The organism is Martinezella lusitana (genome assembly GCF_900094565.1).
In the GTDB taxonomy this organism is placed as follows: Bacteria; Pseudomonadota; Alphaproteobacteria; order Rhizobiales; family Rhizobiaceae; genus Rhizobium; species Rhizobium lusitanum.
Genome location: NZ_FMAF01000030.1, coordinates 19,673 through 43,629, shown reverse-complemented (window position 1 = coordinate 43,629; position 23,957 = coordinate 19,673). Strand labels below are relative to the sequence as shown.

Annotated in this window: 23 protein-coding genes and 1 pseudogene; 17 read left to right on the top strand and 7 right to left on the bottom strand. The window is 57.4% G+C overall.

Annotated elements, in window-relative coordinates:
- Positions 1 to 408: 408 nt before the first annotated feature.
- A complete protein-coding gene (locus GA0061101_RS32375) occupies positions 409 to 627 on the bottom strand; it encodes a ferredoxin (protein ID WP_004112880.1) in 219 nt (72 codons plus the stop codon).
- 34 nt (positions 628 to 661) lie between these two features.
- The gene (locus GA0061101_RS32370; RefSeq protein WP_051043313.1) at positions 662 to 1,840 is read right to left on the bottom strand and encodes a cytochrome P450; all 1,179 of its coding nucleotides are present in this window, start codon (positions 1,838 to 1,840) and stop codon (positions 662 to 664) included.
- A gap of 754 nt (positions 1,841 to 2,594) precedes the next feature.
- Here GA0061101_RS32370 and GA0061101_RS32360 point away from each other — a divergent pair.
- Complete coding sequence (locus tag GA0061101_RS32360) at positions 2,595 to 3,617, top strand: L-histidine N(alpha)-methyltransferase (RefSeq protein ID WP_240535393.1); 1,023 nt, start codon at positions 2,595 to 2,597, stop codon at positions 3,615 to 3,617.
- 606 nt (positions 3,618 to 4,223) lie between these two features.
- Here the strand turns inward: GA0061101_RS32360 and GA0061101_RS39630 are convergent.
- Positions 4,224 to 4,397: a hypothetical protein gene (locus GA0061101_RS39630; RefSeq protein ID WP_154660802.1), complete on the bottom strand. Its 174-nt coding sequence runs from the start codon at positions 4,395 to 4,397 to the stop codon at positions 4,224 to 4,226.
- Between the two features lie 17 nt (positions 4,398 to 4,414).
- Between GA0061101_RS39630 and GA0061101_RS32355 the strand changes: the two genes are divergently transcribed.
- From GA0061101_RS32355 to hypE, 15 genes are all read left to right on the top strand, one after another.
- Positions 4,415 to 6,358, top strand: a complete 1,944-nt coding sequence (locus tag GA0061101_RS32355; protein ID WP_004112870.1) for a flavin-containing monooxygenase — start codon at positions 4,415 to 4,417, stop codon at positions 6,356 to 6,358.
- A gap of 94 nt (positions 6,359 to 6,452) precedes the next feature.
- The gene (locus GA0061101_RS32350) at positions 6,453 to 7,565 is read left to right on the top strand and encodes a hydrogenase small subunit (protein WP_004112868.1); all 1,113 of its coding nucleotides are present in this window, start codon (positions 6,453 to 6,455) and stop codon (positions 7,563 to 7,565) included.
- Positions 7,562 to 9,352, top strand: a complete 1,791-nt coding sequence (locus GA0061101_RS32345) for a nickel-dependent hydrogenase large subunit (RefSeq protein WP_004112865.1) — start codon at positions 7,562 to 7,564, stop codon at positions 9,350 to 9,352. The genes GA0061101_RS32350 and GA0061101_RS32345 overlap by 4 nt, the downstream gene beginning before the upstream one ends.
- Positions 9,349 to 10,077, top strand: a complete 729-nt coding sequence (gene cybH / locus GA0061101_RS32340; protein WP_004112862.1) for a Ni/Fe-hydrogenase, b-type cytochrome subunit — start codon at positions 9,349 to 9,351, stop codon at positions 10,075 to 10,077. The genes GA0061101_RS32345 and cybH overlap by 4 nt, the downstream gene beginning before the upstream one ends.
- 1 nt (position 10,078) lies before the next feature.
- Entirely contained in the window at positions 10,079 to 10,660 is a 582-nt protein-coding gene (locus GA0061101_RS32335) for a HyaD/HybD family hydrogenase maturation endopeptidase (protein WP_004112860.1), read from the top strand.
- Positions 10,661 to 10,801: 141 nt separating this feature from the next.
- On the top strand, positions 10,802 to 11,116 hold the full coding sequence (gene hypC, locus GA0061101_RS32330; protein WP_004112857.1) for a HypC/HybG/HupF family hydrogenase formation chaperone: 315 nt from the start codon (positions 10,802 to 10,804) through the stop codon (positions 11,114 to 11,116).
- A gap of 326 nt (positions 11,117 to 11,442) precedes the next feature.
- A complete protein-coding gene (locus GA0061101_RS32325; protein WP_004112855.1) occupies positions 11,443 to 12,138 on the top strand; it encodes a hydrogenase expression/formation protein in 696 nt (231 codons plus the stop codon).
- A complete protein-coding gene (locus tag GA0061101_RS32320) occupies positions 12,135 to 12,569 on the top strand; it encodes a hypothetical protein (protein WP_028754846.1) in 435 nt (144 codons plus the stop codon). Before GA0061101_RS32325 ends, GA0061101_RS32320 begins: the two co-directional genes overlap by 4 nt.
- Positions 12,570 to 12,820: 251 nt before the next feature.
- On the top strand, positions 12,821 to 13,675 hold the full coding sequence (locus tag GA0061101_RS32315; protein WP_245276690.1) for a hydrogenase assembly protein HupF: 855 nt from the start codon (positions 12,821 to 12,823) through the stop codon (positions 13,673 to 13,675).
- On the top strand, positions 13,668 to 14,009 hold the full coding sequence (gene hypA, locus GA0061101_RS32310; protein WP_004112848.1) for a hydrogenase maturation nickel metallochaperone HypA: 342 nt from the start codon (positions 13,668 to 13,670) through the stop codon (positions 14,007 to 14,009). The genes GA0061101_RS32315 and hypA overlap by 8 nt, the downstream gene beginning before the upstream one ends.
- Positions 14,009 to 14,878, top strand: coding sequence for a hydrogenase nickel incorporation protein HypB (gene hypB, locus GA0061101_RS32305; protein ID WP_004112846.1), 870 nt, complete (start codon positions 14,009 to 14,011; stop codon positions 14,876 to 14,878). Before hypA ends, hypB begins: the two co-directional genes overlap by 1 nt.
- A gap of 2 nt (positions 14,879 to 14,880) precedes the next feature.
- Entirely contained in the window at positions 14,881 to 17,154 is a 2,274-nt protein-coding gene (hypF, locus tag GA0061101_RS32300) for a carbamoyltransferase HypF (RefSeq protein ID WP_004112843.1), read from the top strand.
- Positions 17,145 to 17,372 carry a HypC/HybG/HupF family hydrogenase formation chaperone gene (locus tag GA0061101_RS32295; RefSeq protein ID WP_004112840.1) on the top strand — a complete coding sequence of 76 codons (228 nt, stop codon included), beginning with the start codon at positions 17,145 to 17,147 and terminating at the stop codon, positions 17,370 to 17,372. The genes hypF and GA0061101_RS32295 overlap by 10 nt, the downstream gene beginning before the upstream one ends.
- Positions 17,369 to 18,526, top strand: a complete 1,158-nt coding sequence (gene hypD, locus GA0061101_RS32290; RefSeq protein WP_004112837.1) for a hydrogenase formation protein HypD — start codon at positions 17,369 to 17,371, stop codon at positions 18,524 to 18,526. The genes GA0061101_RS32295 and hypD overlap by 4 nt, the downstream gene beginning before the upstream one ends.
- Entirely contained in the window at positions 18,523 to 19,569 is a 1,047-nt protein-coding gene (gene hypE, locus GA0061101_RS32285; RefSeq protein WP_004112828.1) for a hydrogenase expression/formation protein HypE, read from the top strand. Before hypD ends, hypE begins: the two co-directional genes overlap by 4 nt.
- 146 nt (positions 19,570 to 19,715) lie before the next feature.
- Here the strand turns inward: hypE and GA0061101_RS32280 are convergent, their stop codons facing one another.
- From GA0061101_RS32280 to GA0061101_RS32270, 3 genes are all read right to left on the bottom strand, one after another.
- Entirely contained in the window at positions 19,716 to 20,297 is a 582-nt protein-coding gene (locus GA0061101_RS32280) for a hypothetical protein (RefSeq protein ID WP_004112825.1), read from the bottom strand.
- Positions 20,298 to 20,328: 31 nt separating this feature from the next.
- Positions 20,329 to 20,922 carry a hypothetical protein gene (locus GA0061101_RS32275; protein ID WP_004112823.1) on the bottom strand — a complete coding sequence of 198 codons (594 nt, stop codon included), beginning with the start codon at positions 20,920 to 20,922 and terminating at the stop codon, positions 20,329 to 20,331.
- 142 nt (positions 20,923 to 21,064) lie between these two features.
- Positions 21,065 to 21,502, bottom strand: coding sequence for a hypothetical protein (locus GA0061101_RS32270; protein ID WP_004112820.1), 438 nt, complete (start codon positions 21,500 to 21,502; stop codon positions 21,065 to 21,067).
- Between the two features lie 393 nt (positions 21,503 to 21,895).
- On the opposite strand from GA0061101_RS32270, the pseudogene GA0061101_RS40480 reads away from it, so the two are divergent.
- A pseudogene (locus tag GA0061101_RS40480) lies at positions 21,896 to 22,191 on the top strand (hypothetical protein).
- Positions 22,192 to 22,426: 235 nt separating this feature from the next.
- Here GA0061101_RS40480 and GA0061101_RS32260 read toward each other — a convergent pair.
- Entirely contained in the window at positions 22,427 to 23,551 is a 1,125-nt protein-coding gene (locus GA0061101_RS32260; RefSeq protein ID WP_240535390.1) for an ROK family protein, read from the bottom strand.
- Positions 23,552 to 23,957: the final 406 nt, after the last annotated feature.

The following is a 23,957-nucleotide window of genomic DNA, read 5'->3' as shown; positions in this document are numbered from 1 at the left end:
CATTCCCATCCCTGAGCAAGCAAGGACTATCGTTACGTTTTCAAGAGAAGCAATTCGTCCTGAATATTCCTTGGTGACAAGACCAGATCTCTCCATTACGTCCGGAAATCTGATGGCAGGAGGTAGGCGGCGGCAGAGAGCATTTTGCTGACATTTTCGACATTTCCGCTCAGTTGACTTTGATCGTGAAGCGTTCGCAAATGGCTCGAAGCAATATGCATGCCGCAGGAAAAACCCTTTGTTTTGCAGTAACTTTCTTAAAGCAGCTCTCCGGCAAGTCCGCCATTGTCGCATGTCAGACAGACCTGAGCGACATCGGCGCATGATGTTTGCAGGTAGCAGCTTTTGAAACACGGGTGGATCGTCGATCAACCGTCTGCTTATCGCTTGCAGGTCTAAAGCCTCAGTTCACGCCGTGACTCCAACTGTATCGAATGAGCGGGTGATTTCCAGCGCACGTTCGGGGCATGATCGAGCACCCCGGGATGCGCGAAATTCGTTCCCTGCAGCAACGTCGATATTGCCGGGCAGGATATAACCATCCTCATCCAACTTGAAGATCTCCGGCGCTTGGAACCAGCATCGCGCGTGTCCCTGGCATTTGGCAGTGTGGACGATGATGTGCATGCCGCACCTCCGAAGCTGCATAGCGGCGCTCGAGTTATGACCATTCCAGGACCAGATTTTCGATCCCGAACACATGGCCGCCATGGGTTATGGGGGCCGTACCTTCTTTGATACGGAAATGAGGAATATGAGACAGCCATTCCTCCAAGCCGATGATGATCTCCCGCCGGGCAAGGTGCGAACCAAGACAACGATGGGGACCTGCGGCGAACGCGGTGTGGCAGTTGTCCTCGCGTGCCAGGTCAATCACGTTGGGATCCTCGAACTCCGCCGGATCACGATTGGCAATCATCGTAGCGCAGCAAACATAATCCCCTTTGCGAATCGGCGCGCCTTCGAAATCGATATCTTTCGTTGCCACACGAATCATCTGTACGGTCGAATATGCCCGCAACAATTCTTCGGTTGCGAGCACGATCCGTTCCGGTTCACTGCGCAACAAATTTTGGTCTTTTGGATTGCGTGCCAGATGGGCCAAGTCAAAGCCGATCGCGGCTGCGACCGTATCGAGCCCCGCGACGAACAATAGTACGCCGATGCCACGGACTTCGTTTTCGGCCAGCAGGCGGCTATCGATCTGTGCCTGCACGACGAAGGTCATGAAGTCGCCTGCAGGCTCTTTCCGGCGCAAGGCCGCAAGTTCATCGATAAACTCCAGAATAGACCGAGCGGCTGCCGATCGTTGGACCTTATCTCCGTGGAGCAAGGCCTTCGCCCAGCCGACAAATACGTCGAGCCGCTCGTTCGGTAATCCCAAAAACTGAAGAAAGACGCCAACTGTGAATGGAATGGCAAAATCTTTCATCACCTCGCAGCTTTTACCCGACACGGAGATCTTTTCGACAATGGTGATCGCTTGCGCACGGATAGACGCTTCCAGCGCCATCACTCGTTTTGGCGAGAACAGGGGGTTAAGCAGGGAGCGAAAGATGCCGTGGGCCGGTGGATCAAGCTCGAGTGGGATCAACGGCCAGTCGTCACCGAGCGCAGAGGCGAAAATGCTGCGATTGCTGGAAAAAGTATCAGGGTCCTGCAGCACTTTGCGTTGGTCTTTGGCCCGGGTTCTGAGCCACGTGCCACGACCATCACGCGTATTGTGGAGTGAATAAAACACTGGTGGTCCGGCGTGAACACGAGCGGCGGCTCCATGAGGATCTCCATTGGAGACGCGTTGCATGCCGGGTGACGTGAACAAGCTGAAGTCGCTCACCATTTCGCGCGGAACATGATCTGGAATTGGGTCACCCACGAATTGATTTCTCCTGAACGGCGGCTGGCTGCATTAGCCCGTCATGTTCTTTGACGGCTGAAGTCCCATTGCCGCTCTTCATCTGCCGATCGAAAAGCCAAGAGGGCGAGTGGCGATACTCGGCAACTCCGGCTATTGACCGTCGCGATCTGGTTGTCCGGTCGATCGCGACCCGACATCCCCCGATTATGAGGCCACTCAAGGTGCCGGCAGCGCTGATCGCCTCGCAGAGAGAGTTCAAAATTCATGCCAGTTCCCTTTGGTCGGCCGAAAAGCGATCTTCCCGTTGCTCTTCGGCTATTTGATCCCGAGCAAGCTGAAAAAGCTTGTGTCGAGGAGCTAACAAAAACCGGTGAAACGCGATCGCGCTCGCGCAAGCAACTTGGCGTAGAGGTCGACGAGCAAACACGCGACATTACGGTGTCGCGCTTCCGACAATGCCGGACACGGTCAAAGGCGCATGAGTAGCACTTCATTGTTTTAAAACGATGTTCTGCCTTGGCCTGAATAATGCCTGAACCGCCGCCGACTTGCTGGAGGAGGAAAATCCGACAGTCGGCCCCACACAAAAAGGTGGGTAGCTGCAAAGACACCGCCATACGTATGGCACAGAAAGCCGCCGCCACGATCCGTGCGCTCAATGCGACGGGCAAAAGAATTTTTTGCGCAAAAGTTTCGCCTGTCGCCAATCCATCGCCACCCACAGAGGAGAGCAATTGTGAGCTTTCTTGAAACGAGTTTGAAGCTGTTTCAACAAAAATATGCGCCAGACTTAGGTCCAGAACAATACGCTCACCACACTGGATGTGATCGGGACGGCAATTCGATGAGCGGCTCGCTGTTGTGGGCAAGGGCTGAAACCCAGAGGATGAACAATGCGTTGGATACCGGGACAACCAATATGGTCGACGCCGAGATCAAGTTGGCACGAGACCTTCAGCAGAGAGTAAAAGAGTATGTCCGATGGCCTCAGGGCAAGCGATCTCAAAAAGGGGTGTCAATTCTCGACTTTGGCCCCGGAACAGTGCGAGCATTTCAGCAGAAGACCCTTCCCCTTGCAACGGAGTTGCGCGGAAAAACCTCACGTTGCGTACTGGTTGATCGCTCGAACGAGTTCCTCTCGGATATAGAGCGATCGCCACCATCGTTCGACCTGAAGATCGAGTTCATACGAGATGACATTTTTTCCGGGCGGCGCTTTTTTTCCGATGAGGAAACGGCATTGGTCGTCATGTTCGGGCGGACTTTTGGGAATCTTGCCGCTTCCATAAGTGAGGCTCCTCCGGTTGCGGCGGTTGTCCAGGCGTTGAGGAGGATATCGAACAGCGCTGAGAAGTGCTGGCTTGCGATCTCAATAGGCTCGGATCTGAGGTGGAATGTCGCAAAAGCCTACTACGAAGCGCATCCAGAATTTCAGCTAAACGTATTTTATCGAATGAAGGCAGAATTACCCGTCGACGATAACTTTGATCCAGGAGTGTTTGAGTATGAGGCGGATATAAGAGGTGATGACAGCTTCATGCAGGTGATCCACACCGCGACGGTGAATAGAAATTTGTCGTTTCGACTCAAAGGAAAAAGCATCGAACTTAAAAATGGTGATCGGCTGCATTTGAAGAACTCATTTTCTTTTTCGGAAGAGTTTTTCAGAGAATGCGCGAACCTGGCAGGGCTTGTGTCGGTTGATGTGCTTTCAGATGCCGCCGGCTCAGACATTCACGTGCTGGAAAAGGCGACCTAAGAACAAGTCCTGCCGCCGCTGCCGGCGAAGAGCCAATCCTTCGCATGCTATTGGCAATAACCAGCCATTCCACCCATGTCTGGCAACGATTTGTCGTGCCCTTTCGGCCAAAGCGCGAGGGAATATCGGGCATAACGGATTGGGCAACATTCGCGGCCGAGACGCTCGGCCCCGAACTCGATGTCCCGGCGAGGAGGTCGGCAGCAGTCCCTCGCGCTCGTCAGGCGGTTAACGGGTCAAGATCACTTGGCCTTGTCCGATATGCGACAATCGATCGATATGCAACGCCGGGCGGTTTGATCGATTATGTTGAACAAGAAAACATTTTTTCCTTTGGCACGCATATTGCTGCGAAGCATTTGCAGACGCGTCACGGTCCGACGGTACCGCATGGAGATGTCGAAATGTTAGCGCCAAATTATCTGCCGGGACCTATGCCCGGTCATCCGAGAGCAGAAGGCTCCAGATCCCGAAGAAGGAACAGGCCATGTTCGCCGAGGAATATCGAACGGTGGCCACGCAGACGCATCAGGTTGTACCTGGGTGGTCGCGACGAACGCACGAGCAAACCCTCATCGTCGTCATAACCTCTAATCTGACGGCGCCTCAATAGGCGGCTTTTTGTTCGCGGCGATCAATGCCGACCGGTCCGGCGCGTTTTGAATTGATATTTGCCGAATTGCTGCAGAATCTCCCCAAACGCCCGTCGTGGAACCCTCGAACTTGGACAGCAATCGCATCCAGGCGCGAGGCCTTGGACGATTGGTCCAGATCCTTCAACCGCAGGAACCTAATCCATGGCTCACTTTGAAGACATCGACCAGTTTCGTCAGCGTATCGCCGAAGCACTCCCTTCGGCCAATATCCCAACCTTGTTGCTCCTGCTTTATCAGTTCACAGGACGAGAATATTGGCTAGGTCCGCGGTTTATTCCTGCCAAGAGCGGCTGGGACGACAACGACTCCGGTGGTCTGGCAATCGAATTGCAGGCGGAGATTCGCGATGCAGCACTGAGCGCCATCATGGCTTGGCGCCAAGGCGTTCCCATCGCAAGGGCAGACTTATCGGCAGAAGAATTGATCCGCATGCTCTCCATGTCAGAAGCTGAGCCTATTCCGCCGGAATATGCTGACATGATGATCCACAAGCTGCGGAGGTATTCAGGCGCGGTTCCTGATCCGGTGTGTTTGCCGGACAACTTCCGCATACTTGTCATCGGAGCCGGCATGTCCGGCATCGCGGCCGCAGTTCGGCTGCGACAACTGGGCGTTTCTTACATCCAGATTGAAAAGCAGGACCGCACAGGCGGGGTCTGGCATTCACATCGCTATCCTGGCTGCGGGGTCGACACGCCCGGACATCTATACTCCTTCACGTTTGCCAGCGGCGACTGGAGTAAGTTCTTCCCGTTGCAGCAGGAAATTGATGAATATCTCAACCGGGTCGCCTGCGACTTCGGTATTGAAAGCTCAATCCGCTACGGCACGGAATGCCTGTTTTCTCGTTATGATGAGGAAAGCCGGACTTGGCATTCTCGATTGCGCTTGCCAGACGGGCGGGAAGAAACCCTTGTAACCAATGTGGTCATTTCAGCCGTGGGCGGATTTACCACGCCAAAATGGCCAAACATTCCCGGGCTGCGTGACTTCGACGGACCGTTGGTGCACACCTCCAATTGGGATCCCGGGGTTACGCTCGACGGCAAACGCGTGGCTGTGATCGGAAACGGAGCATCGGCAATGCAGATTGTCCCGGCCATCGCCGATCGGGTGAGCGCCCTGACAATCTTCCAACGATCGCGCCAATGGGCGGCACCCTTTCCAAAATTTCTTATGTCGGTTCCCGAGTCGATGCAGTTCTTGCTCCGCGCGGTACCACATTACGAATGGCTTTATAGGCTCCGGCTGAGTTGGATTTTTGATACTCAAGTGCACGAATCCCTGCAGAAGGATCCGGCATGGCCGCATCCCGATCGCTCTGTGAATGCGCTGAACGACGGCCACCGCGAGACGTGTACACGATATATCGAAGAACAGCTCGCCGGGCGGCCCGAGCTACTGGCGAAGGTCATTCCCCCCTACCCGCCGTTCGGCAAGCGAATGCTCCTGGACAATGGCTGGTACAGAACCCTTCTGAAGCCGCAGGTCAGTCTGGTGGACAGCGCTGCTGCACAGGTCGAAGGCAAGTCGATCCGAGCGATAAATGGCGACAGCCATGAGGCAGATGTTCTCATCGTCGCCTCGGGCTACGATATCACACGCTTCTTGCTTCCAGTTCAGATATTCGGACGCGATGGCGTGACAGTACGTGAGGCTTGGGACGATGACGACTGTCAGGCGTATCTTGGTAGCGTCATGCCGGGTTTCCCGAACTTCTTCATGCTCTACGGCCCCAATACAGCCCTCGGTCATCGCGGGAACTTCATCTTCACGATCGAAAGCCAGCTGGACTACGTGCTGAGCGTTCTGCGCCAGATGGGAGAAAAGAAGTTATCCGAGGTGGAATGCCGGCAAGACGTTTATCAACACTACAACCGGACGATCCAGGAAATGCACCAGAAGATGATCTGGAGCCATCCCGGCATGTCCACTTATTTCCGCAACGCCCGGGGGCGAATCGTAACAAACAGCCCTTGGCGCCTTATCGACTATTGGAACCTAACGAAGGAGGCAGACCTCAGTGACTACCACATCATGGGGAACGTCGGCTACCAGTCAAAGGCCTCGGCTGAAGCGGTTTGAAAAGCGGTCGCCACTCAGGGGTCGAGTTGAGATCGAGGATTAAAATCGCTCACTGAATAAAAAGGCCTCAGGGGTGGGAAGGTGGAGGAGCAGGATGGCCGCGACCGAAACGTTTTACGATGTTATCCGTCGCCAGGGCATAACCCGGCGCAGTTTCATGAAGTTCTGCAGCCTCACGGCGGCCTGCCTCGGCCTTGGCTCCGATACGGCCGCAGCGATGGCCGAGGCACTTGAAACCAAAGAGCGTGTGCCGGTGATCTGGATGCATGGGCTCGAATGCACCTGCTGCTCGGAAAGCTTCATCCGCTCCGCCTATCCGCTGGCCAAGGATGTAGTCCTGTCGATGATTTCACTCGATTACGACGATACAATCATGGCGGCGGCCGGCTACCAGGCCGAGGCGATCCTCAAAGAGACCAAGGAGAAGCACAAGGGCAAGTACATTCTTGCCGTCGAAGGCAATCCGCCGCTCAACGAAGGCGGGATGTTCTGCATCGATGGCGGGCGACCCTTCGTCGAGAAACTCAAATGGATGGCCGAAGGCGCCCTGGCTGTCATCGCCTGGGGAACCTGTGCCTCTTCGGGCTGCGTTCAGGCCGCAACGCCCAACCCCACCGAGGCGACGCCGATCGACAAAGTGATCCGCGACAAGCCGATCATCAAAGTGCCTGGCTGTCCGCCGATCGCAGAGGTGATGACCGGCGTCGTCACCTTCATCACCACGTTCGGCAAGCTCCCCGAACTCGATCATCAGGGTCGGCCTAAGATGTTTTATTCGCAGCGCATCCACGACAAGTGCTATCGGCGCGCTCATTTCGACGCCGGCCAGTTCGTCGAGGAGTGGGACGACGAAGGCGCGCGCAAGGGCTACTGCCTCTACAAGATGGGCTGCAAAGGCCCGACCACCTATAACGCCTGCTCGACCGTTCGCTGGAATGGCGGCGTCTCTTTCCCGATCCAGTCGGGTCATGGCTGCATCGGCTGCTCGGAACAAAATTTCTGGGACGCAGGAAGCTTTTACTCCCGACTGACCGAGGTCAGCCCATTCGGCGTGGAAGCCACTGCAGACCAGGTGGGCATGACCGCAGCTGGTGTTGTCGGTGGGGCGATTGCTGCCCATGCTGCAATCAGCGCCGTCAAGCAGGTCACCGCCAAGCGCGGGAAAACCGGTCCTAAAAACGGCAATGGACAGGAAAGATCACGATGACCATCCAAACGCCAGATGGCTTCACGCTCGACAATTCCGGCAAGCGTCTTGTGGTCGATCCTGTAACCCGCATCGAAGGCCACATGCGGGTCGAGGTCAATGTCGACGAGGACAATATCATCCGCAATGCCGTTTCCACCGGCACAATGTGGCGAGGCATTGAAGTCATCCTCAAAAATCGCGATCCACGCGATGCCTGGGCTTTCACGGAACGGATCTGCGGCGTCTGCACCGGAACCCATGCGCTCACATCGGTGCGGGCGGTTGAAAATGCGCTCGGCATAACCATTCCGGAAAACGCCAATTCGATCCGCAATCTCATGCAGCTGGCATTGCAGGTTCATGACCACGTCGTGCATTTCTATCACCTGCATGCGCTCGACTGGGTGGATGTCATATCTGCCCTCACGGCCGATGTGAAGGCCACCTCGGCGCTTGCCCAATCGGTGTCCGATTGGCCATTGTCTTCGCCGGGCTACTTCAAAGACATCCAGACACGGCTGAGAAAGTTCGTCCAATCCGGCCAGCTTGGTCCATTCAAGAACGGCTACTGGGGCAATCTATCCTATAAGCTGCCGCCTGAAGCGAACCTGATGGCCGTAGCACACTATCTCGAAGCCCTCGATTTCCAGAGGGAGATCGTCAAGATCCACACGATCTTCGGCGGGAAAAATCCGCATCCGAATTGGCTGGTCGGCGGAGTGCCCTGTCCGATCAACCTCGACGGCACGGGAGCCGTCGGCGCGATTACAATGGAACGGTTAAACCAAATTTCGTCGGTGATCGACCAGCTGATCGAGTTCAACGAGAAGGTATACCTACCGGACATCATGGCGATCGGTTCCTTCTACAAGGATTGGCTGTTCGGCGGCGGGTTGTCGGGCAAGAACGTGCTTGCCTATGGCGACGTGCCGGAACACGCAAATGACTACACGGAGGCGAGCCTGAAGCTTCCGCGCGGTGCGATCATTAATGGCAATTTCAACGAAGTCCTGCCAGTCGACCATTCCGATCCAGAGCAGATCCAGGAATTCGTCAGTCACTCCTGGTACGAATATCCGGACGAGGCCAAGGGCTTGCATCCCTGGGACGGTGTCACCGTGCCGCATTACGAGCTTGGGCCGAATGCCAAGGGCACCAAGACCAACATTCAAGAGCTGGACGAAGGCGGAAAATATTCTTGGATCAAGGCGCCGCGCTGGCGCGGCCACGCCATGGAAGTCGGCCCGCTTTCCCGTTGGGTCTTGGGCTACGCCCAGGGCAAGGCAGAATTCAAGGATCCCGTCGACAAGGTCCTGAAGGACCTCGGCCTGCCGACCGCGGCGTTATTTTCGACACTAGGGCGTACCGCCGCTCGCGCGCTCGAATCCGTCTGGGCAGGCCGGCAGATGCGCTATTTCCACAACAAGCTGGTCGCCAATATCAAGGCCGGCGACAGCGCCACCGCCTTCATCGACAAATGGAAGCCGGAGACTTGGCCTTGCGAGGTCAAGGGCGTCGGCTTCACCGAGGCCCCGCGCGGCGCCCTCGCACACTGGATCAAGATCAAGGGGGGCAAGATCGACAATTATCAATGTGTGGTGCCGACCACCTGGAACGGTAGTCCGCGCGATCCGCACGGCAATATCGGCGCGTTCGAGGCCTCACTGATTGACACGCCTATGTCGGATCCGTCGCAGCCGCTCGAAATCCTCCGAACCCTCCATTCCTTCGATCCGTGCCTTGCATGCTCCACCCATATCATGAGCCCGGACGGACAGGAAATGGCCAAGGTCCAAGTCAGATGAGGAGGACGATCATGAGCATCTCTGCTATCTCAAACGCCGATGACGAACGCGCCAGCGAGCGCGAAAACGTGTATGCCTACGAGGCGCCCGTTCGCCTCTGGCACTGGATAAACGCTTTCTCCATCCTGGCGCTGGCGCTGACGGGTTATTTCATCGGCAGCCCATTGGCGGCGGCACCCGGCGAGGCGAGCGCCAATTTCCTGATGGGCTATATCCGTTTTGTCCATTTCGCCGCCGGGCAGATCCTGGCCGTGGCCCTGATCCTCAGAATCTACTGGGTCTTCGTCGGCAACGTGCATGCACGCCAAATCTTCTACGTTCCCTTCTGGAGCGGACGGTTCTGGAGCGAATGGCTGCACGAGGTGCGCGTTTACACATTCCTTACTGGACGCGCGTTGAAATATGCTGGCCACAATCCGCTGTCGCAATTCGTCATGTTCGTGACGTTCACGCTGCCGCTGACATTCATGGTGATCACCGGATTTGCGCTCTATGGCGAAAGCGTCGGCCACGACAGCTGGGCATACAGGCTGTTTGGTCGGGTATTCTTCATCTGGCCGAACAGCCAGTCCGTTCATACCCTTCATCATCTGGGAATGTGGGTGATCCTGATCTTCGTGATGATCCATATCTATATCGCGGTACGCGAGGACATCGTCAGCCGCCAGAGCATCGTTTCGTCGATGATTTCGGGCGAGCGGCTGTCCAAGCACAACGAGGACTAGGATGGACGAAGCGAACTCTCGCAAACCGAACGTTTTGGTGCTCGGCATTGGCAATATTCTCTGGGCGGACGAGGGTTTTGGCGTCCGCGCTGTCGAAGCCTTCCACCAGGCCTATGCGGTGCCGACCAACGTCACCGTGCTCGACGGCGGCACCCAGGGCCTTTATCTCGTGCAATATGTCACCGAAGCCGATCATCTGATTGTATTCGACGCGGTCGACTTCGGTCTCGCGCCCGGCACGCTGAAGATCGTCGAGAATGACGACGTGCCGAAATTCACCGGCGCCAAAAAGATGAGCCTGCACCAGACAGGCTTCCAGGAAGTTCTGAGCGCTGCCGACCTTCTCGATCGCTATCCCGCAAGACTCGCACTGATCGGCTGCCAACCGGTGGACCTCGATAGCTGGGGCGGACCGGTGACTGAGCCCGTCAAATCCGTAATCCCGGCCGCCGTAATGGTAGCCGCCGGCATCCTGGAGCGATGGGGCGTCGCCATCAGTTCGCGCCGCACCGCCGCGCCCGCTCTCCTCGCCAACGACATCGATTTTGCACATTACGAGCGGCGAGCGGACCGGGCGAATTGAGTGGTTCAGGGGGGTTCCGATGCAACCGAGGCAGTCGTCGGTTGCGTTCCTGTTCGCCGGCTGCATCCAAAACCCAAGGACCCGCGCGAGAACCCTTCCGGTTCCCAATATCATGAACCCAGGCAGATCGAGGGGCTGATTGTGTGCATAGGAATTCCGATGCAGGTGACTGGTGGCGAATTTACAGCGGAGTGCGAGCGCCACGGATCGGTTTTTGCGATTTCGATGGTGCTGGTCGGCCCGCAACCGGTTGGGACGTACGTTCTTACTCATCTAGGATCTGCGATCCGGGTGCTCGATGCCGACGAAGCACACAAGATCGACGATGCGTTGGCCGGTCTTGCTGAAGCGGTCGAAGGACGGTCATTCGAAACGCTATTTGCCGATCTTATCTCCCGCGAGCCGGAATTACCGTTGCATTTGCGGGAAAACTGGCAGTTCGTATTTCTCAACTGAACGCAATCTCCTCTTCCTTGTCGGCCACATGTTCATGTGGACTGTCCAAGGGCAGCCGGAGACGGACGAGATCGATCCTGCTGGCTGCGGGCGGATTGCTGAATATTGCGAAGCGTAACGCGCTGCCTCAGCATCGGGGCCGCGTGTGCGCATCCGCATAAGACCGCGACCGGAATTTTCCTTCAGATCAATACGACCCATCTTTCTCAGCAACTGGTACGCCGCTTGCAGATCCCAAGTGCGAGAATGAATTACACGCTGATTTGGAGCAGACAATGCCAGCCTACCCAGTTGGCTCCCTAAACGGCCGAAGCTGCCGAGCCGCAATGCTCATATCCGACATTGCTGCAACGCTTGCGGTGCAAAAAGCCGGCCAGCCGGGGCAGCTATTCGACATTTTCGAATTCGACGACGATGACAAGAAATTGGTCACGCAGACGCTCGGCAAGGGCGAGGTTTGCGGGGTAGCGGCGCTGCCCTCCGGGGTCCTGGCGCAGTTCAAGGAAGCGGTTATGGCCGGCGTCTGGCATATGCGCTTTACCGACCCCGCCGGCGACCTCATTGCGGAATATATCGAGGTCGGCCCGATTCCTATGACGGTGCGGAGGGCCTGCACGGCGCTGCCGGCCTTGGTCTCACATGGACCTGCGCCGCCTGGCGCTATGAACGTCATGCCGGTGCTGACCGAGATCGGTGACCGCATTGTCCAGTACCGGGATGGCGATCCTGCGCACGCTATCATTTTGTCGTTGTTTCCGATGAGCATCGAGGATGTGAATTTCCTGCAGGTCACGCTCGGAGCCGGTCCCGTACAACTGACATCACGCGGCTACCGCACCTGTCGCGTGACGGCAGCAGGGGCCCGAAACGTTTGGTCCGTACAGTTTTACGACAACATGGATGAGATCGTCCTCGACATGCTGCAAATCGTCGACATCCCATCCCTCGCCCTCGCGACTGAAGAGGATTTCCGCGACTCCGCCGCGCGCCTGCGTGATGTCGAGGAGGCTTATTTCAAATGATCAGCTTCGAGAATCTCGTCACGCATGTGACCGTTTCGGATAAGGATAGGGTGAAAGGCGGCACATGCTGGACGTCTATGCGCCCGCGAAAGGCGCTTCGGAAACGAGCTTGCTGGCATTCGGCGGGCGAACGACCGCATCGTCGCGACGCCACGGTTCATGATTTTGGCTGCTGTAGGCACGACTCGGAATGTGCGGGCAGGCGTGATCGAATTCATCGCCGGCAAAAATCCGAGACGACTGGCGGTTTTGATTCCTGCTTGCTGTTTTTCATGGCCTTTGAGTTTGAAACGATGGGGACGGTGTTGAAGGCGATGCGCGCATTTTTCAACATCGTTGCGCTCGCGCCGCCATCCCATCCAACCGCCAGCCCCATGCGCCGTGATCTGCGTTGGAGGGTTTTCCGAGCGCTTCGGGAGCTTGTTGCATGACCTATCTCCTTAGCGCCGGCTCGATCCGGATCGATGTGACGGTGTCGCAAGCGCTTGCCTGTTTCGTGGACGTGAGGGTCAACCGCCCGCAAGAATTGGCACGCATGTTCATTGGCCATCGACCGGAAGAGGCGCCCATGCTTGTCGGATGGGTTTTTTCGCTCTGTGGCTATTCGCAATCGGTGGCGGCGCGCCTTGCCATCCTGAATGCAGCCGGCCTACCGATGCCCATCGAGGAGCAGCTCGCGGCGGTGGCCGGATTGCTTGCCGAACGGATATTCGAAACTTTGAGGGCGCTGATTTTGCACTGGCCCTCATCAATATCGTTACGTCTGGTGGCTGACGCGGGCCAATATCTGCGCGGCGCCCTGGCCGCGTCGCAGGCAATCATCGGCCAATCGCGAGAGAAAAAAGTGAACCATAGTGCCCTGGCTGCCAACGCGCGGCGGCTTGCCGATGCAGCAGAGGGGCTCGGCATCTCGAAAGACGACGGATTGTCGCCGGATGGCACGGCTTGCGCGGCGATTTTTCGAGATATCAAGGACGACCGAACTTTTTCAGGCCGGCGCCCTGATCCGCTGAGTGCCGCCGATGATGCCGAAGTTATTGCCCATCTTTGCAAAGATGCGCACTACTGCGCCTTGCCGCATCTTGCCGGTCGGGTCGTCGAAACCGGTGCTTATGCCCGGCATTGCGACACCAGCAGGCCAGACGATCCGCACCTTAGGCAACGCTTCATGGCACGCATAGGCGACGTTGGCCTTTGCTTGAAGCAACTCGCGCATCTTGCCAAGGGCCAGAATGATCCTTCCGAACTGATGGCCGGTGGTTCGGTGCCCGGCGACGGCGGCTTTGGCGTGGTGGAATGTGGGCGTGGCAGACTTTATCATCAGGCCGAGATCGACGCGAACGGGAAACTTTGCGCCTACCGGATACTGGCCCCGACCGAATGGAATTTTCATCCGGCCGGTCCATTTGTCAAAACCCTACTGTCATCGCGGATCGGTGCTCATGAATCAGCAGCCCGGTCAGTTTATCGCCTCGCGGCTCTGTTCGATCCCTGCGTCGAGTTCAAGCTTAACGTTCGCGATGCCGCGCATGCATGAAATGTCGTTGATGGAGAGTGTGATCGCCATCGTCTGCGAGATGGCGCAGCTAAATGGTGCGAGCGCAGTCAAATCGATCCGCCTCGATGTCGGTGTCTTGAGCCATATCAATCCGGATTCGCTCCTGTTCTGCTACGAAGCTGTGCGGCGTGGGACGATTGCCGAACATGCCGCACTCGAAATCAACCGCATCGCCGGCGAGGGCTGGTGCCTCGATTGTGGGAAGACGGTGCCCCTCGATGAGCGATTTGGCGCCTGCCCGGATTGTGGGCGGTATCAGGTGCAGGCGACGGCGGGCGATGAATTGAGGATCAAGGACATGGAGGTGATCTGATGTGCACGGTATGCGGCTGCGAGATGGCAACATTGGAAGATGGCAAGAGCAAGACAGGCGCGCAAGGCGACCATGATCATCATCGCGGTCACCTGCACGATCATGGACATCCTCATGATCGTCACTACGCGGAACACGGTGCGCTCCAACATCATCAACGGATTGCCGGCGTGCATGTCCCGGGCATGAACCCGGAGCGCATCGTCCAGATCGAAAAGGACATCCTGTCCAAAAACAATGCCTATGCTGCCGAAAACCGGGCTCGGTTCGTTCGTGACAGCATCTTTGCGCTGAATTTCGTTTCAAGCCCCGGGTCGGGAAAGACCAGCTTTCTGGTGCGCGCCATTCACGACCTCAAGGACCGAATGTCGATCAGCGTGATTGAAGGCGACCAGGAGACCTCCAACGATGCCGCACGCATCCGCAAGACCGGTGTTTCCGCAATCCAGATCAACACCGGCAAGGGCTGTCACCTCGACGCCCACATGGTCGGCCACGCGGTCGAGGACCTGGCGCCCGAGCCCGGTTCAGTCTTGTTCATCGAAAATGTCGGCAATCTTGTCTGTCCCTCCGCTTTCGATCTCGGCGAGGCCCATAAGGTCGTGGTGCTTTCGGTTACCGAGGGCGAGGACAAGCCGCTCAAATATCCCGACATGTTCGCGGCCGCCGACCTGATGATTCTCAACAAGTCCGACCTGCTACCGCATCTCGACTTCGATGTCGGGCGCTGCATCGCTAATGCGCTGCGCGTCAATCCACGCCTTCGCACTCTCACGGTTTCTGCGCGCAGCGGCGACGGCATGGAAGCGTTCTATTTCTGGCTGGAGGCTGAGGCGGCCCGGATCGCGAAAGCTTCGCAGGTAGTCTGACGATGGTGAGCACCTTGGCATCCATGGCGGAAGATCGTGTCCGGCGGTTGCGAGTGCGTGTGCGCGGTGCCGTGCAAGGGGTGGGATTCCGGCCGTTCGTCTATAGGCTTGCGAGAATGATGCAGCTTACCGGCTTCGTGCTCAACGACAGCGCCGGCGTGCTGATCGAGGTCGAGGGCACCGCTGTCGACTGCTTTGCGGAACGCGTCTGGAAGGAGGCGCCGCCGCTTGCCCGCGTCGATACCGTCGATAAGCTGGAACTGGAGCCGGCCGGCGACGAAACGTTCGAAATCCTCGAAAGCGTCGGCGGCCGTGGCGCCACGCGCATTGGCGCCGACGCTGCCACCTGCGTCGAATGCCGGCACGAACTGAATGATCCGGACAACCGCTTTTTCGGTTATCCTTTTGTCAACTGCACTCATTGTGGCCCGCGCTTCACCATCACCCGTGCGCTCCCCTATGATCGCGGCCGGACCTCGATGGCTGCGTTCCCGATGTGCAGCGCCTGCGGCGCAGACTATGCCAACCCCGAAAGCCGGCGGTTCCATAGTGAGCCCCTCGCCTGCCCGGCTTGCGGCCCACAGCTTAGCCATCCTATCGCGGAGGTCTCCGCGCGGCTCATGAATGGCCAGATCATTGCGATCAAGGGCGTCGGCGGCTTCCAGCTCTTCTGCGACGCACGCAATGATACGGCGATTGATCGTCTCCGACGACGCAAAATGCGCGACGAGAAGCCGTTCGCGATCATGGTGCCGGACATTGAGACAGCCCGAATACTTGCCAGGCCCTCGCGGGCGCAAGAGGATTTGCTCGCCTCGACCGCCGCCCCGATCGTCCTTATCGAGGCGCGTGATCACCTTTCCAAGCTCATCGCTCCCGGCCTCAGTCGGATCGGCCTGCTGCTCGCCCATGCGCCGGTGCACCACCTGTTGTTTGCCGCGTTTGCAGCAGAAGCGGCCGGCGCTCCCGCCGCTCTGATTGCGACCAGCGCCAATCCGGAGGGTGAACCGCTCGTATCAGATAATGACGATGCCATGCATCGGCTTCCCGGGGTTGCCGACCTGATCGTCACACATGACCGTGACATTGCCATTCGCGCTGACGATTCCGTCATGCAGGTAATTGACGGCGCGCCGAGCTTTCTGAGGCGCGCCCGGGGTTTTGTCCCGGAGCCGGTCGATCTTGGCGAGGACGGCCCATGCGTGATTGCCACCGGCGCGGACTTCAAAAACGCGATCTGCGTGACACGGGGCCGGGAAGCGTTCCTGTCGCAGCACATCGGCGGTCTCGACAATGTCAAAGCGATCAGATTCCAGCGGGAAGCCCTCGAGCATCTCTGCTCTATCCTTGATGTCAGGCCCGAATTTGCTGCCTGCGATCTGCATCCGGATTTTCGTTCAGCGCGGATCGCGGAACATTTGGATTTGCCGCTTCTGCCGGTGCAACATCACCTCGCCCATGTCGCGGCCGTGGCGGCGGAACATCATGCCGGCGGGCCGGTCCTCGGGCTTGCACTCGACGGCCACGGCTATGGCGTCGATGGCAGTAGTTGGGGAGGCGAAATGCTGGTCGTCAACGGTCCTCGCTGGCGACGGCTCTCTTCGCTTCTGCCCTTGCCGGCGCCAGGCGCCGGCCGGGTCGCGCGGGAGCCCTGGCGCATGGGAATTGCCGCTCTTCAGGCCGCCGGCCGGCGCGACCTTGCGGCCACGCTTTGGCCCGGACATCCTGGTGTCGCGCAACTTGATGCGATGTTTTCCCGCGGCTTGCAATCAGCCGATACGTCCAGCTTGGGGCGGCTATTCGATGCAGTGGCTGCGATAGCGGGCGTCCGCCTCGTCCAGAGCTACGAGGGGCAGGCAGCAATGGAACTCGAAGCACTCGTCGATGATCCCCAATGTCTTGCCGGGGGCTACAGTCTCGCCGATGGCCTGCTTGATTTCCGACCCCTCATCATCCATCTGGCGGAGCGGCAGCTTGGCCGCCGAAAGGCCGCAGACCTATTCCACGGCACGCTGATCAGCGGCCTCGCCGATTGGGCTTCCCTTGGTGCATCGCAGGCTGGCACGCGAGCGATCATGCTCGGCGGCGGCTGCATCACAAACCGCATTCTGGCCGAAGGTCTTTCCAGCGCCTTGCGCGACCATGGCCTCGAGCCCTACCTGCCGCACCAGATCCCGCCCAATGACGGGGGTATAGCGCTCGGTCAGGCCGCCTTTGCACGGCACGTCATCAAACACGACTGCGCCCAGAACTGGGAGCACCGGACATGTGCCTAGCCCTACCGGTCCAGGTGGTGGAATTGCTGCCAGACAATATGGCCAAGGTAACGCTGGACGGCGTCTTAAAGGTCATATCGATTGCACTCGTGGAGGATGTGACGCCCGGTGACTATCTCATCCTCCACGTCGGCTACGCGCTTGCAAAGATCGAAACTGAAGAAGCAGAAAGGACGCTTGCCTTGATCCGCGAAGCTGCCCTGGGAGGTCCGGCGTGAAATATATAGACGAATACCGCGATGCCAAGCTCGCCAAAGATATTGCTCGCCAAATCGCAGCGGCGGTAGATCCGGCGCGCAGCTATCATTTCATGGAATTCTGCGGCGGCCATACCCATGCAATTTCGCGCTATGGCCTTGAAGACCTGCTGCCGTCCAATGTGCAGATGATTCATGGACCGGGATGTCCAGTCTGTGTGCTGCCGATCGGCCGCATCGACGCAGCGATCGCGCTTGCCATGTGCCCAGAAATCACACTTTGCACCTATGGTGACTTGATGCGTGTACCATCCTCAAACGGCTCGAGTCTGCTCAAGGCCAGGGCGACCGGCGCCGATATTCGCATGGTCTATTCGACACTCGATTCGCTAAACATCTCCGAAGCCGAACCGAACAGGCAAGTCGTCTTCTTTGCCATCGGTTTCGAGACCACGACGCCGCCGACGGCGCTGTCGCTGCGGTTCGCGATCGCTAAGGACCTCGCAAACTTTTCGATCTTCTCAAACCACGTGCTAACACCGGCTGCGATCCAGACTATCCTTGAAAACTCCGATGCTCGCACGCTCGGCACTATCAAGATCGACGGATTGCTCGGCCCTGCACATGTCAGCACCGTCATTGGTACGCAGCCATTTGAAGTCCTTGCCGAAGAATATAACAAGCCGATCGTGGTGGCAGGCTTCGAGCCGCTCGATGTCATCTATTCAATCCTGATGCTCGTCCGCCAGGTCAATGAGGGCGTCCATAAAGTCGAGAACCAGTATATCCGAGCCGTGACCACCCTTGGCAACGAGAAGGCGAGGCGCGAGATCGCCAATGTCTTCGAATTGCGGGAAAGCTTCGAATGGCGGGGACTGGGCGCGATTCCCCAAAGTGGGCTTGGCCTCAGGCCTGGATATGCCAAATACGATGCCGAGAAACGTTTCGACGTCGTGACGCCGGCGGCAAAAGACAATCCGGCCTGCGAATGCGGCGCCATCCTGCGCGGTGTGAAGAAGCCGTCCGACTGTAAGCTGTTTGGTAAGGTTTGCACGCCCGATTCGCCGATGGGTTCCTGCATGGTGTCGTCGGAAGGCGCCTGCGCCGCGTATTGGCTCTACGGCCGTTTCGGCAGGCAGGGAAAGGCGGACGAAAGCAGCAGGACGATCGCATGACCACGAAAGCCAAAAGGTCGCGGCTCGACCTCAGGAACGGACGCATCGATCTCTCGCATGGGGCGGGGGGGTGCGCCACGGACCAGTTGGTCAAGGGCATTTTCCACAGGGCCTTCGACAATGACTGGCTCCGGGCTGGCAACGATCAGTCGGCATTTGCGGTTCCGGCAGGGTGCATGGTGATGACCACCGACAGCTATGTTGTCTCGCCGCTGTTCTTTCCGGGGGGCAATATTGGCTCGCTTGCGGTGCATGGGACGATTAACGACATTGCCATGGCCGGCGCATGCCCGCTCTATCTTTCGGCAGGTTTCATTATTGAAGAGGGGTTTCCGCTCGCAGATCTTAATCGAATTGCCGACGCCATGGGAGCGGCCTCCCGCGCGGCAGGTGTGCCAATCATCACTGGCGATACGAAAGTGGTTGAGCGCGGCAAAGCCGACGGCGTGTTCATATCCACCTCCGGCATCGGCATGATTCGAGCCGGTCTCGACCTACGCTCCGATGCCGCGCGGCCAGGCGATGCGGTCATCATCTCTGGTTCGATAGGCGATCACGGCGTCGCCGTGATGTCGAAGCGCGAGAACCTGGATTTCGATACGGACATCATATCGGATTGCGCTGCGCTGCACGGGTTAGTAGCGGCAATGGTCGAGGTCGCCGGATCGTCAATCAGGCTGATGCGAGATCCAACGCGCGGTGGACTTGCGGCGACACTCAACGAAATCGCCAATGCCTCAAATGTCGGCCTCCGCATCGACGAGGAGACCATTCCGATCAAACCGGAAGTAGCCGCGGCCTGCGAATTGCTCGGCCTCGACCCGCTCAACGTCGCCAACGAGGGCAAGCTCGTCGTATTGGTGGCGCCAGAGTTTGCGAATGCGCTGCTCGCCGTCATGCGCGCGCATCCGTTGGGTGCGCAGGCCGCATTGATCGGCCATGCCGAGGATGACGACCATTGCTTCGTCCAGATGGCGACGTCGTTTGGTGGCAGTCGCATTGTCGATTGGCTATGGGGCGAACAGTTGCCGCGGATCTGCTGAGCACGGCTGTGCATATCGCTTCACGCAAGACGGCGTGCCCGGAGCCAGCAACGAGCTTGGTGAGCAGCTTTAATGCGTACTTTCCATACGCACTCCCTCCTGTGGCCATGAAGAGATCTAAGTGCGGGCACACAAACATGATTGGTTCACAAGATCTCGCGCTGATCGCTGAATCGCGCGAGCATCTGTCGAATCTGCATATTTTCTTGACGAAGATATTTCATCAGCAAAGCCTTAAGCCGTCGATTCTCTTCTTCAAGTGCGATTAGCTCCTCGCCTGAGATATCGTCGTGGCTGGCGTTTGATTGGCCGCTTGTCATTTCGTCGGCATTATCGATATTCGCTTCACGTCGACGCTTTATGTTCTTTCGAGACCGGCTGGAAGAGCCCTCTTTCGGTTGTGAAACAGAGGCGAAGATCGCCCCATCGTCCTTCTGAGACGGGCACGTTTGTTCGGTTTCGAGAGAGGACGCCGCAATCCGTTTATCATCGCCGGTTTCAACCTCGTCGTTGAGATGAGTCTCTGGTATTGGATCCGACCACAGCTCGCTTTCTCGCTTCGGAACATCTGAGACGGTGTCAGGCTCGAAGAGATGTGGTGCGTCTGCCTCCGCCTCGCGCGCCAGCGTCTTGAGGTCGGTATCACCCCAGATAGAAGCTGGCTGGATCGTTGATCTGCGCCGGGCCGATTTGAGCTCGACAACGAATTTTCGCTGCTGTGTTTTCATGTATGTCCCATCTTTGAGATCGTAAGGAGGATTACGATCGGTCAAATCGCTCAAGCATCTTTTTAAGCTGATCATTCTGCAAAAGCAGCTTTTGAGCCAATTTAACCCTCAGTTGCGTGATTTCCTCGTCCAGGTTTGTCACCTCTTCGAAAAAGCCGTCCTCAGACGATGAGGATGTCTCATCTTGAGCATTGCTTGAGACAGCTGTGCTCTGCGCAGTGACGTCAATGTGAACTCCTTTCGCATGTGCCGGCTTTTTCGTCCGCGGTATGCCAGGGACCCGACTGCGCGTATTGCTTTCAAGCGGCACCGCGGAAGCTTCAGCGCTCGGCTGCCCGACCTCCGGAGGCGACAGTTCTTGAACCTCGTCACCTTCAACCGGTGCCGCACCTTCAATTTCGACCTCACCTTCGAATTCTTTTGAATCAGTCCTTATGATCTCAATAGATCGGCTTTCATCGGGCTCGGAGCTACTGGAGGGCTCTGGTGGGTTTAGCGCAAGCTGCGGTACGTCTTGAGTTTTGCTTTGGCTTGCGTCGGTATCGACACCATGCCCAATCGAACTTTCGGGTGCGGACTGTCGCCGCGACGTTAATCGAGCAAGGAATTTCCAGGGTAATTTCATAGTGCCTCAACCTCGACCAGTCCGTATCCATAGTGGCGCCGCAGCTTGACACCGGGCTCGGAAGGCGAGCCCGGCGAACGCATCTTCTGCCGAGAAGGATAGCTCAGGTCGATTTCGCCACCATCCCGCTGTTGATCGGCGATCAATCTAGCCCGAGCCGCTTGCGCAGATCGGCATTTTCGGCACGCAATTTCTCTGCCAAGAGGTTACGCAGCCTCTTATTCTCTTCTTCCAGCTGAAGAAGATCCGCCATCTCGTCCCTTGCCGAAATGGCCGTCGTACCTTTTTGCACGGACTGCTGTGCCGGCCTCTTGGCTGCAGTGTCCTTTATGGGTTCCTTGACGGAGATGTCGGCCACCTGCATTTCGACAGGCTGGGACTTTGTGTCTGCGGCTTGGTCGCTACGCTTCCTGCGACCTCGCGGCGCCTTCGCGGGTTTCCCAACCTGCGTAGTACCCGCTGCCTCGGCAGTTGCTTTCGGGCGTCGCGGAGCGCGCTGTTTTTTAGGCGCCGGCGTTTTTACCGGTATATTCGTGTCTGCCATCTCAGTGCTTGTGCCAGTATTATTCTCGTCAGCCATGAGTATCTCCCTCTGTCGGCAGGAGTTCTTTTCGGCTGAGTGAAAGACAGAGTCAACATTGGTGATTTTGTGGCCTACTTTTTGGACAGCACCTCTCAAAACTCGTGCCTAAAGGCGAGCGGCTGGCCTGCGGACTTTGGCAATGAAAAAATGCAGAGCTTGCGAGGTCGAACCGTCTGTCGAACGACGAGTTAGCGACCACATCTGCCAGGAAAGGGAGCTCCCCCTACCAGCTTCTGCGATCGCTCACGTCATTCAATGTTCGGATTTTCCTAAATCATTTGCAATAGATCGATGCTTCAGCTGGCACCCGATTCTTGACAGATATGTGCAAAGCCCGTTTGCACCGTCATGGAAATTGGCCCTTGGTTTGACCGACAAAGAGGATACGAAATGCGTGCACCATCAGGTTCTGTTCCCGGACTTTGCTCTGCCTCCGCCACCATGTTCGCTGTCGGAATGGCGTTCCTTGGCTATTGGGGAGTGTATGAGCCAGGCGGCTGGCATCGGTCCGATTTGATCGTCGTGTCTTGGCGCTAATCGGTTTTGCGGCGCTTGGCTCAGTTCCTTGGATCGTAACGACCCCTGTCGCGGAGGAAGGCCAGGAAAAGATCGTAGCCGCCAGGCGAGCGCTGTTGCTGGGCGTCGCATTGATCTGGTTGTCCGTTCTCGTGTCGTTTTTTTCTTAAGCCTCAGTCCGCACCAGACTGGGATTGCAGGGTCTGTGCAGTTCCTTGGCTGGATCGAGCACATCCAGTACGCAACTCCATGCGCCAACAGCTTCAGCTGCCCAGGAACCCCCAAATCCACCAGCAATTTGTTGCAATTCGGTTTTCGAGAAAGATGGCGGTTTTCATTTGAAATGTGGATGATTGCAAAGGATTTGACCAGATGCGGTCTCTAAGGACTGGGGCCGTTCTCTGCTTAGATTATGAAATTCAGCAATTCGCAGACGACGAGACCCGCCGCGCCGCGCAGGCCGGCGACATCTTCACGATCGCCGAGGGCAAGGGCGATCTCGTTATCTCCGGGATTGAACATCAGTTGCCTGACGCTCTTTCGAATAAGATCTAACATCAATTTTCCGCCATGCACGATGTCGCCATGCAAAGTGATGCAGCTGGGTGCCATCAGCTGTTGAAGGTTCACTAACCCGACAGAAATATTGGACGCGTAGTCTTCAAGCAGTTCTTTTGCCCCTTTAGCGCCAGTTTCGGCGAGCCACACCAAGCGGCTCGCATCCAACAAGCCAGCCTGCGGCAGGCCCCTGGCCCTTGCTTCGCCTCTCAGCCATGGCAGTGTCGCGATCGTTTCCCAACATCCGCGTCGTCCGCATCTGCACATTTGGCCATTGAGTTGCACGATGGTATGGCCGATCTGGCAGTGTTTACCCCCGGCGGCCCTATAAGGATGTCCATCGACATAGAGGGCCGCGCCCAACGACTGACCGATGTAAACGACCGCAAAATTTCTCTGTCCACGTCCTTGCCCGAACCAACGGTCGCCAACCAGCAAGGCTCTGGCATCTTGGTCGACGCAAGCCGGAACCCCGAAACGCTTTGCTAACTCCGCTTTTATCGGAAAGCCATGAAGGTACGGCGCGAAATCCATAGCCGCGATCGAGCCCGTTTGCGGGTTGAGCTCTCCTGCAACTGCCATGCCGATGCCTAGAACCTCTTGGTCGGCAGATGCGACTGACTTCTCAATGCAGGCACTGACGATCTGAAATGCATCGGCAGCATCTGTCAGATCTTTCGCCAAATCCACCTCGTGTTGAGCATAGAGCTCGCCCTCCAGAGAGACCAAGCATGTGTGGACACGGTCGTGCATCAGCCGAACTGCGCAGATCGGCTTGGCCCCTTTCGAGAACCACAGCTTTGTAGCGGGTTTTCCGCCGGACCGATCGGGGGGTACCAGGTCGCCTTCTTCAAGAATACTCTGATTGATCAGTGGTTGGACTATGCCGCCGATGGTTGCGCGGCTGGCACCGGTGACGCGCGCAAGCTCGACCCTGCTGGACGGACCCATATCGTAAAGGGCCTGCAGCAAGCGTCCTCGATTTGCAATCCCTAGCGTCCGCGCGGCGATTAGGGGATGAGCTGGCCTAAATCCTTTACTGTCGCTCTGGTCCCCCTCGGCCGGCCTGATGAGGCGCTTGCCAGATCCTTCGTGAGTGTTCGCGTTGCTCGCACACGCAATTGATGGTTTTTCCGTTCTTTTTATCATGGACTCCGTCTGATCCGACTTTCTCTTGTTGTGGAAACTCGATCGTCTTTACGCCACTCCCGCCTGAGTGCCTGCAGTCGTTGCCGAACGCTCCCGAACCCCCGAACCGATATAGCAATCATCACACACCTGCTTTTCTCCACCGCCGTTTGAATGTTCATTTCGAAAACGAAGAATTATCCTTCGAGTATATATTTATATTCGGGATTAAAATTTCCAAAAACCGGAG

Excerpts from the sequence above, each read along its gene's own strand:
- GA0061101_RS32350 (WP_004112868.1), top strand. The coding sequence starts at position 6,453 with ATGGCCGCGACCGAAACGTTTTACGATGTTATCCGTCGCCAGGGCATA.
- GA0061101_RS32270 (WP_004112820.1), bottom strand. The coding sequence starts at position 21,502 with ATGGCTGACGAGAATAATACTGGCACAAGCACTGAGATGGCAGACACG.
- hypE (WP_004112828.1), top strand. The coding sequence starts at position 18,523 with ATGACCACGAAAGCCAAAAGGTCGCGGCTCGACCTCAGGAACGGACGC.
- GA0061101_RS32295 (WP_004112840.1), top strand. The coding sequence starts at position 17,145 with ATGTGCCTAGCCCTACCGGTCCAGGTGGTGGAATTGCTGCCAGACAAT.
- GA0061101_RS32325 (WP_004112855.1), top strand. The coding sequence starts at position 11,443 with ATGCTCATATCCGACATTGCTGCAACGCTTGCGGTGCAAAAAGCCGGC.
- GA0061101_RS32320 (WP_028754846.1), top strand. The coding sequence starts at position 12,135 with ATGATCAGCTTCGAGAATCTCGTCACGCATGTGACCGTTTCGGATAAG.
- hypB (WP_004112846.1), top strand. The coding sequence starts at position 14,009 with ATGTGCACGGTATGCGGCTGCGAGATGGCAACATTGGAAGATGGCAAG.
- hypA (WP_004112848.1), top strand. The coding sequence starts at position 13,668 with ATGCATGAAATGTCGTTGATGGAGAGTGTGATCGCCATCGTCTGCGAG.
- hypF (WP_004112843.1), top strand. The coding sequence starts at position 14,881 with ATGGTGAGCACCTTGGCATCCATGGCGGAAGATCGTGTCCGGCGGTTG.
- GA0061101_RS32370 (WP_051043313.1), bottom strand. The coding sequence starts at position 1,840 with ATGGTGAGCGACTTCAGCTTGTTCACGTCACCCGGCATGCAACGCGTC.
- GA0061101_RS32375 (WP_004112880.1), bottom strand. The coding sequence starts at position 627 with ATGCACATCATCGTCCACACTGCCAAATGCCAGGGACACGCGCGATGC.
- GA0061101_RS32355 (WP_004112870.1), top strand. The coding sequence starts at position 4,415 with ATGGCTCACTTTGAAGACATCGACCAGTTTCGTCAGCGTATCGCCGAA.
- GA0061101_RS32275 (WP_004112823.1), bottom strand. The coding sequence starts at position 20,922 with ATGAAATTACCCTGGAAATTCCTTGCTCGATTAACGTCGCGGCGACAG.
- cybH (WP_004112862.1), top strand. The coding sequence starts at position 9,349 with ATGAGGAGGACGATCATGAGCATCTCTGCTATCTCAAACGCCGATGAC.
- GA0061101_RS32280 (WP_004112825.1), bottom strand. The coding sequence starts at position 20,297 with ATGAAAACACAGCAGCGAAAATTCGTTGTCGAGCTCAAATCGGCCCGG.
- GA0061101_RS32335 (WP_004112860.1), top strand. The coding sequence starts at position 10,079 with ATGGACGAAGCGAACTCTCGCAAACCGAACGTTTTGGTGCTCGGCATT.
- GA0061101_RS32345 (WP_004112865.1), top strand. The coding sequence starts at position 7,562 with ATGACCATCCAAACGCCAGATGGCTTCACGCTCGACAATTCCGGCAAG.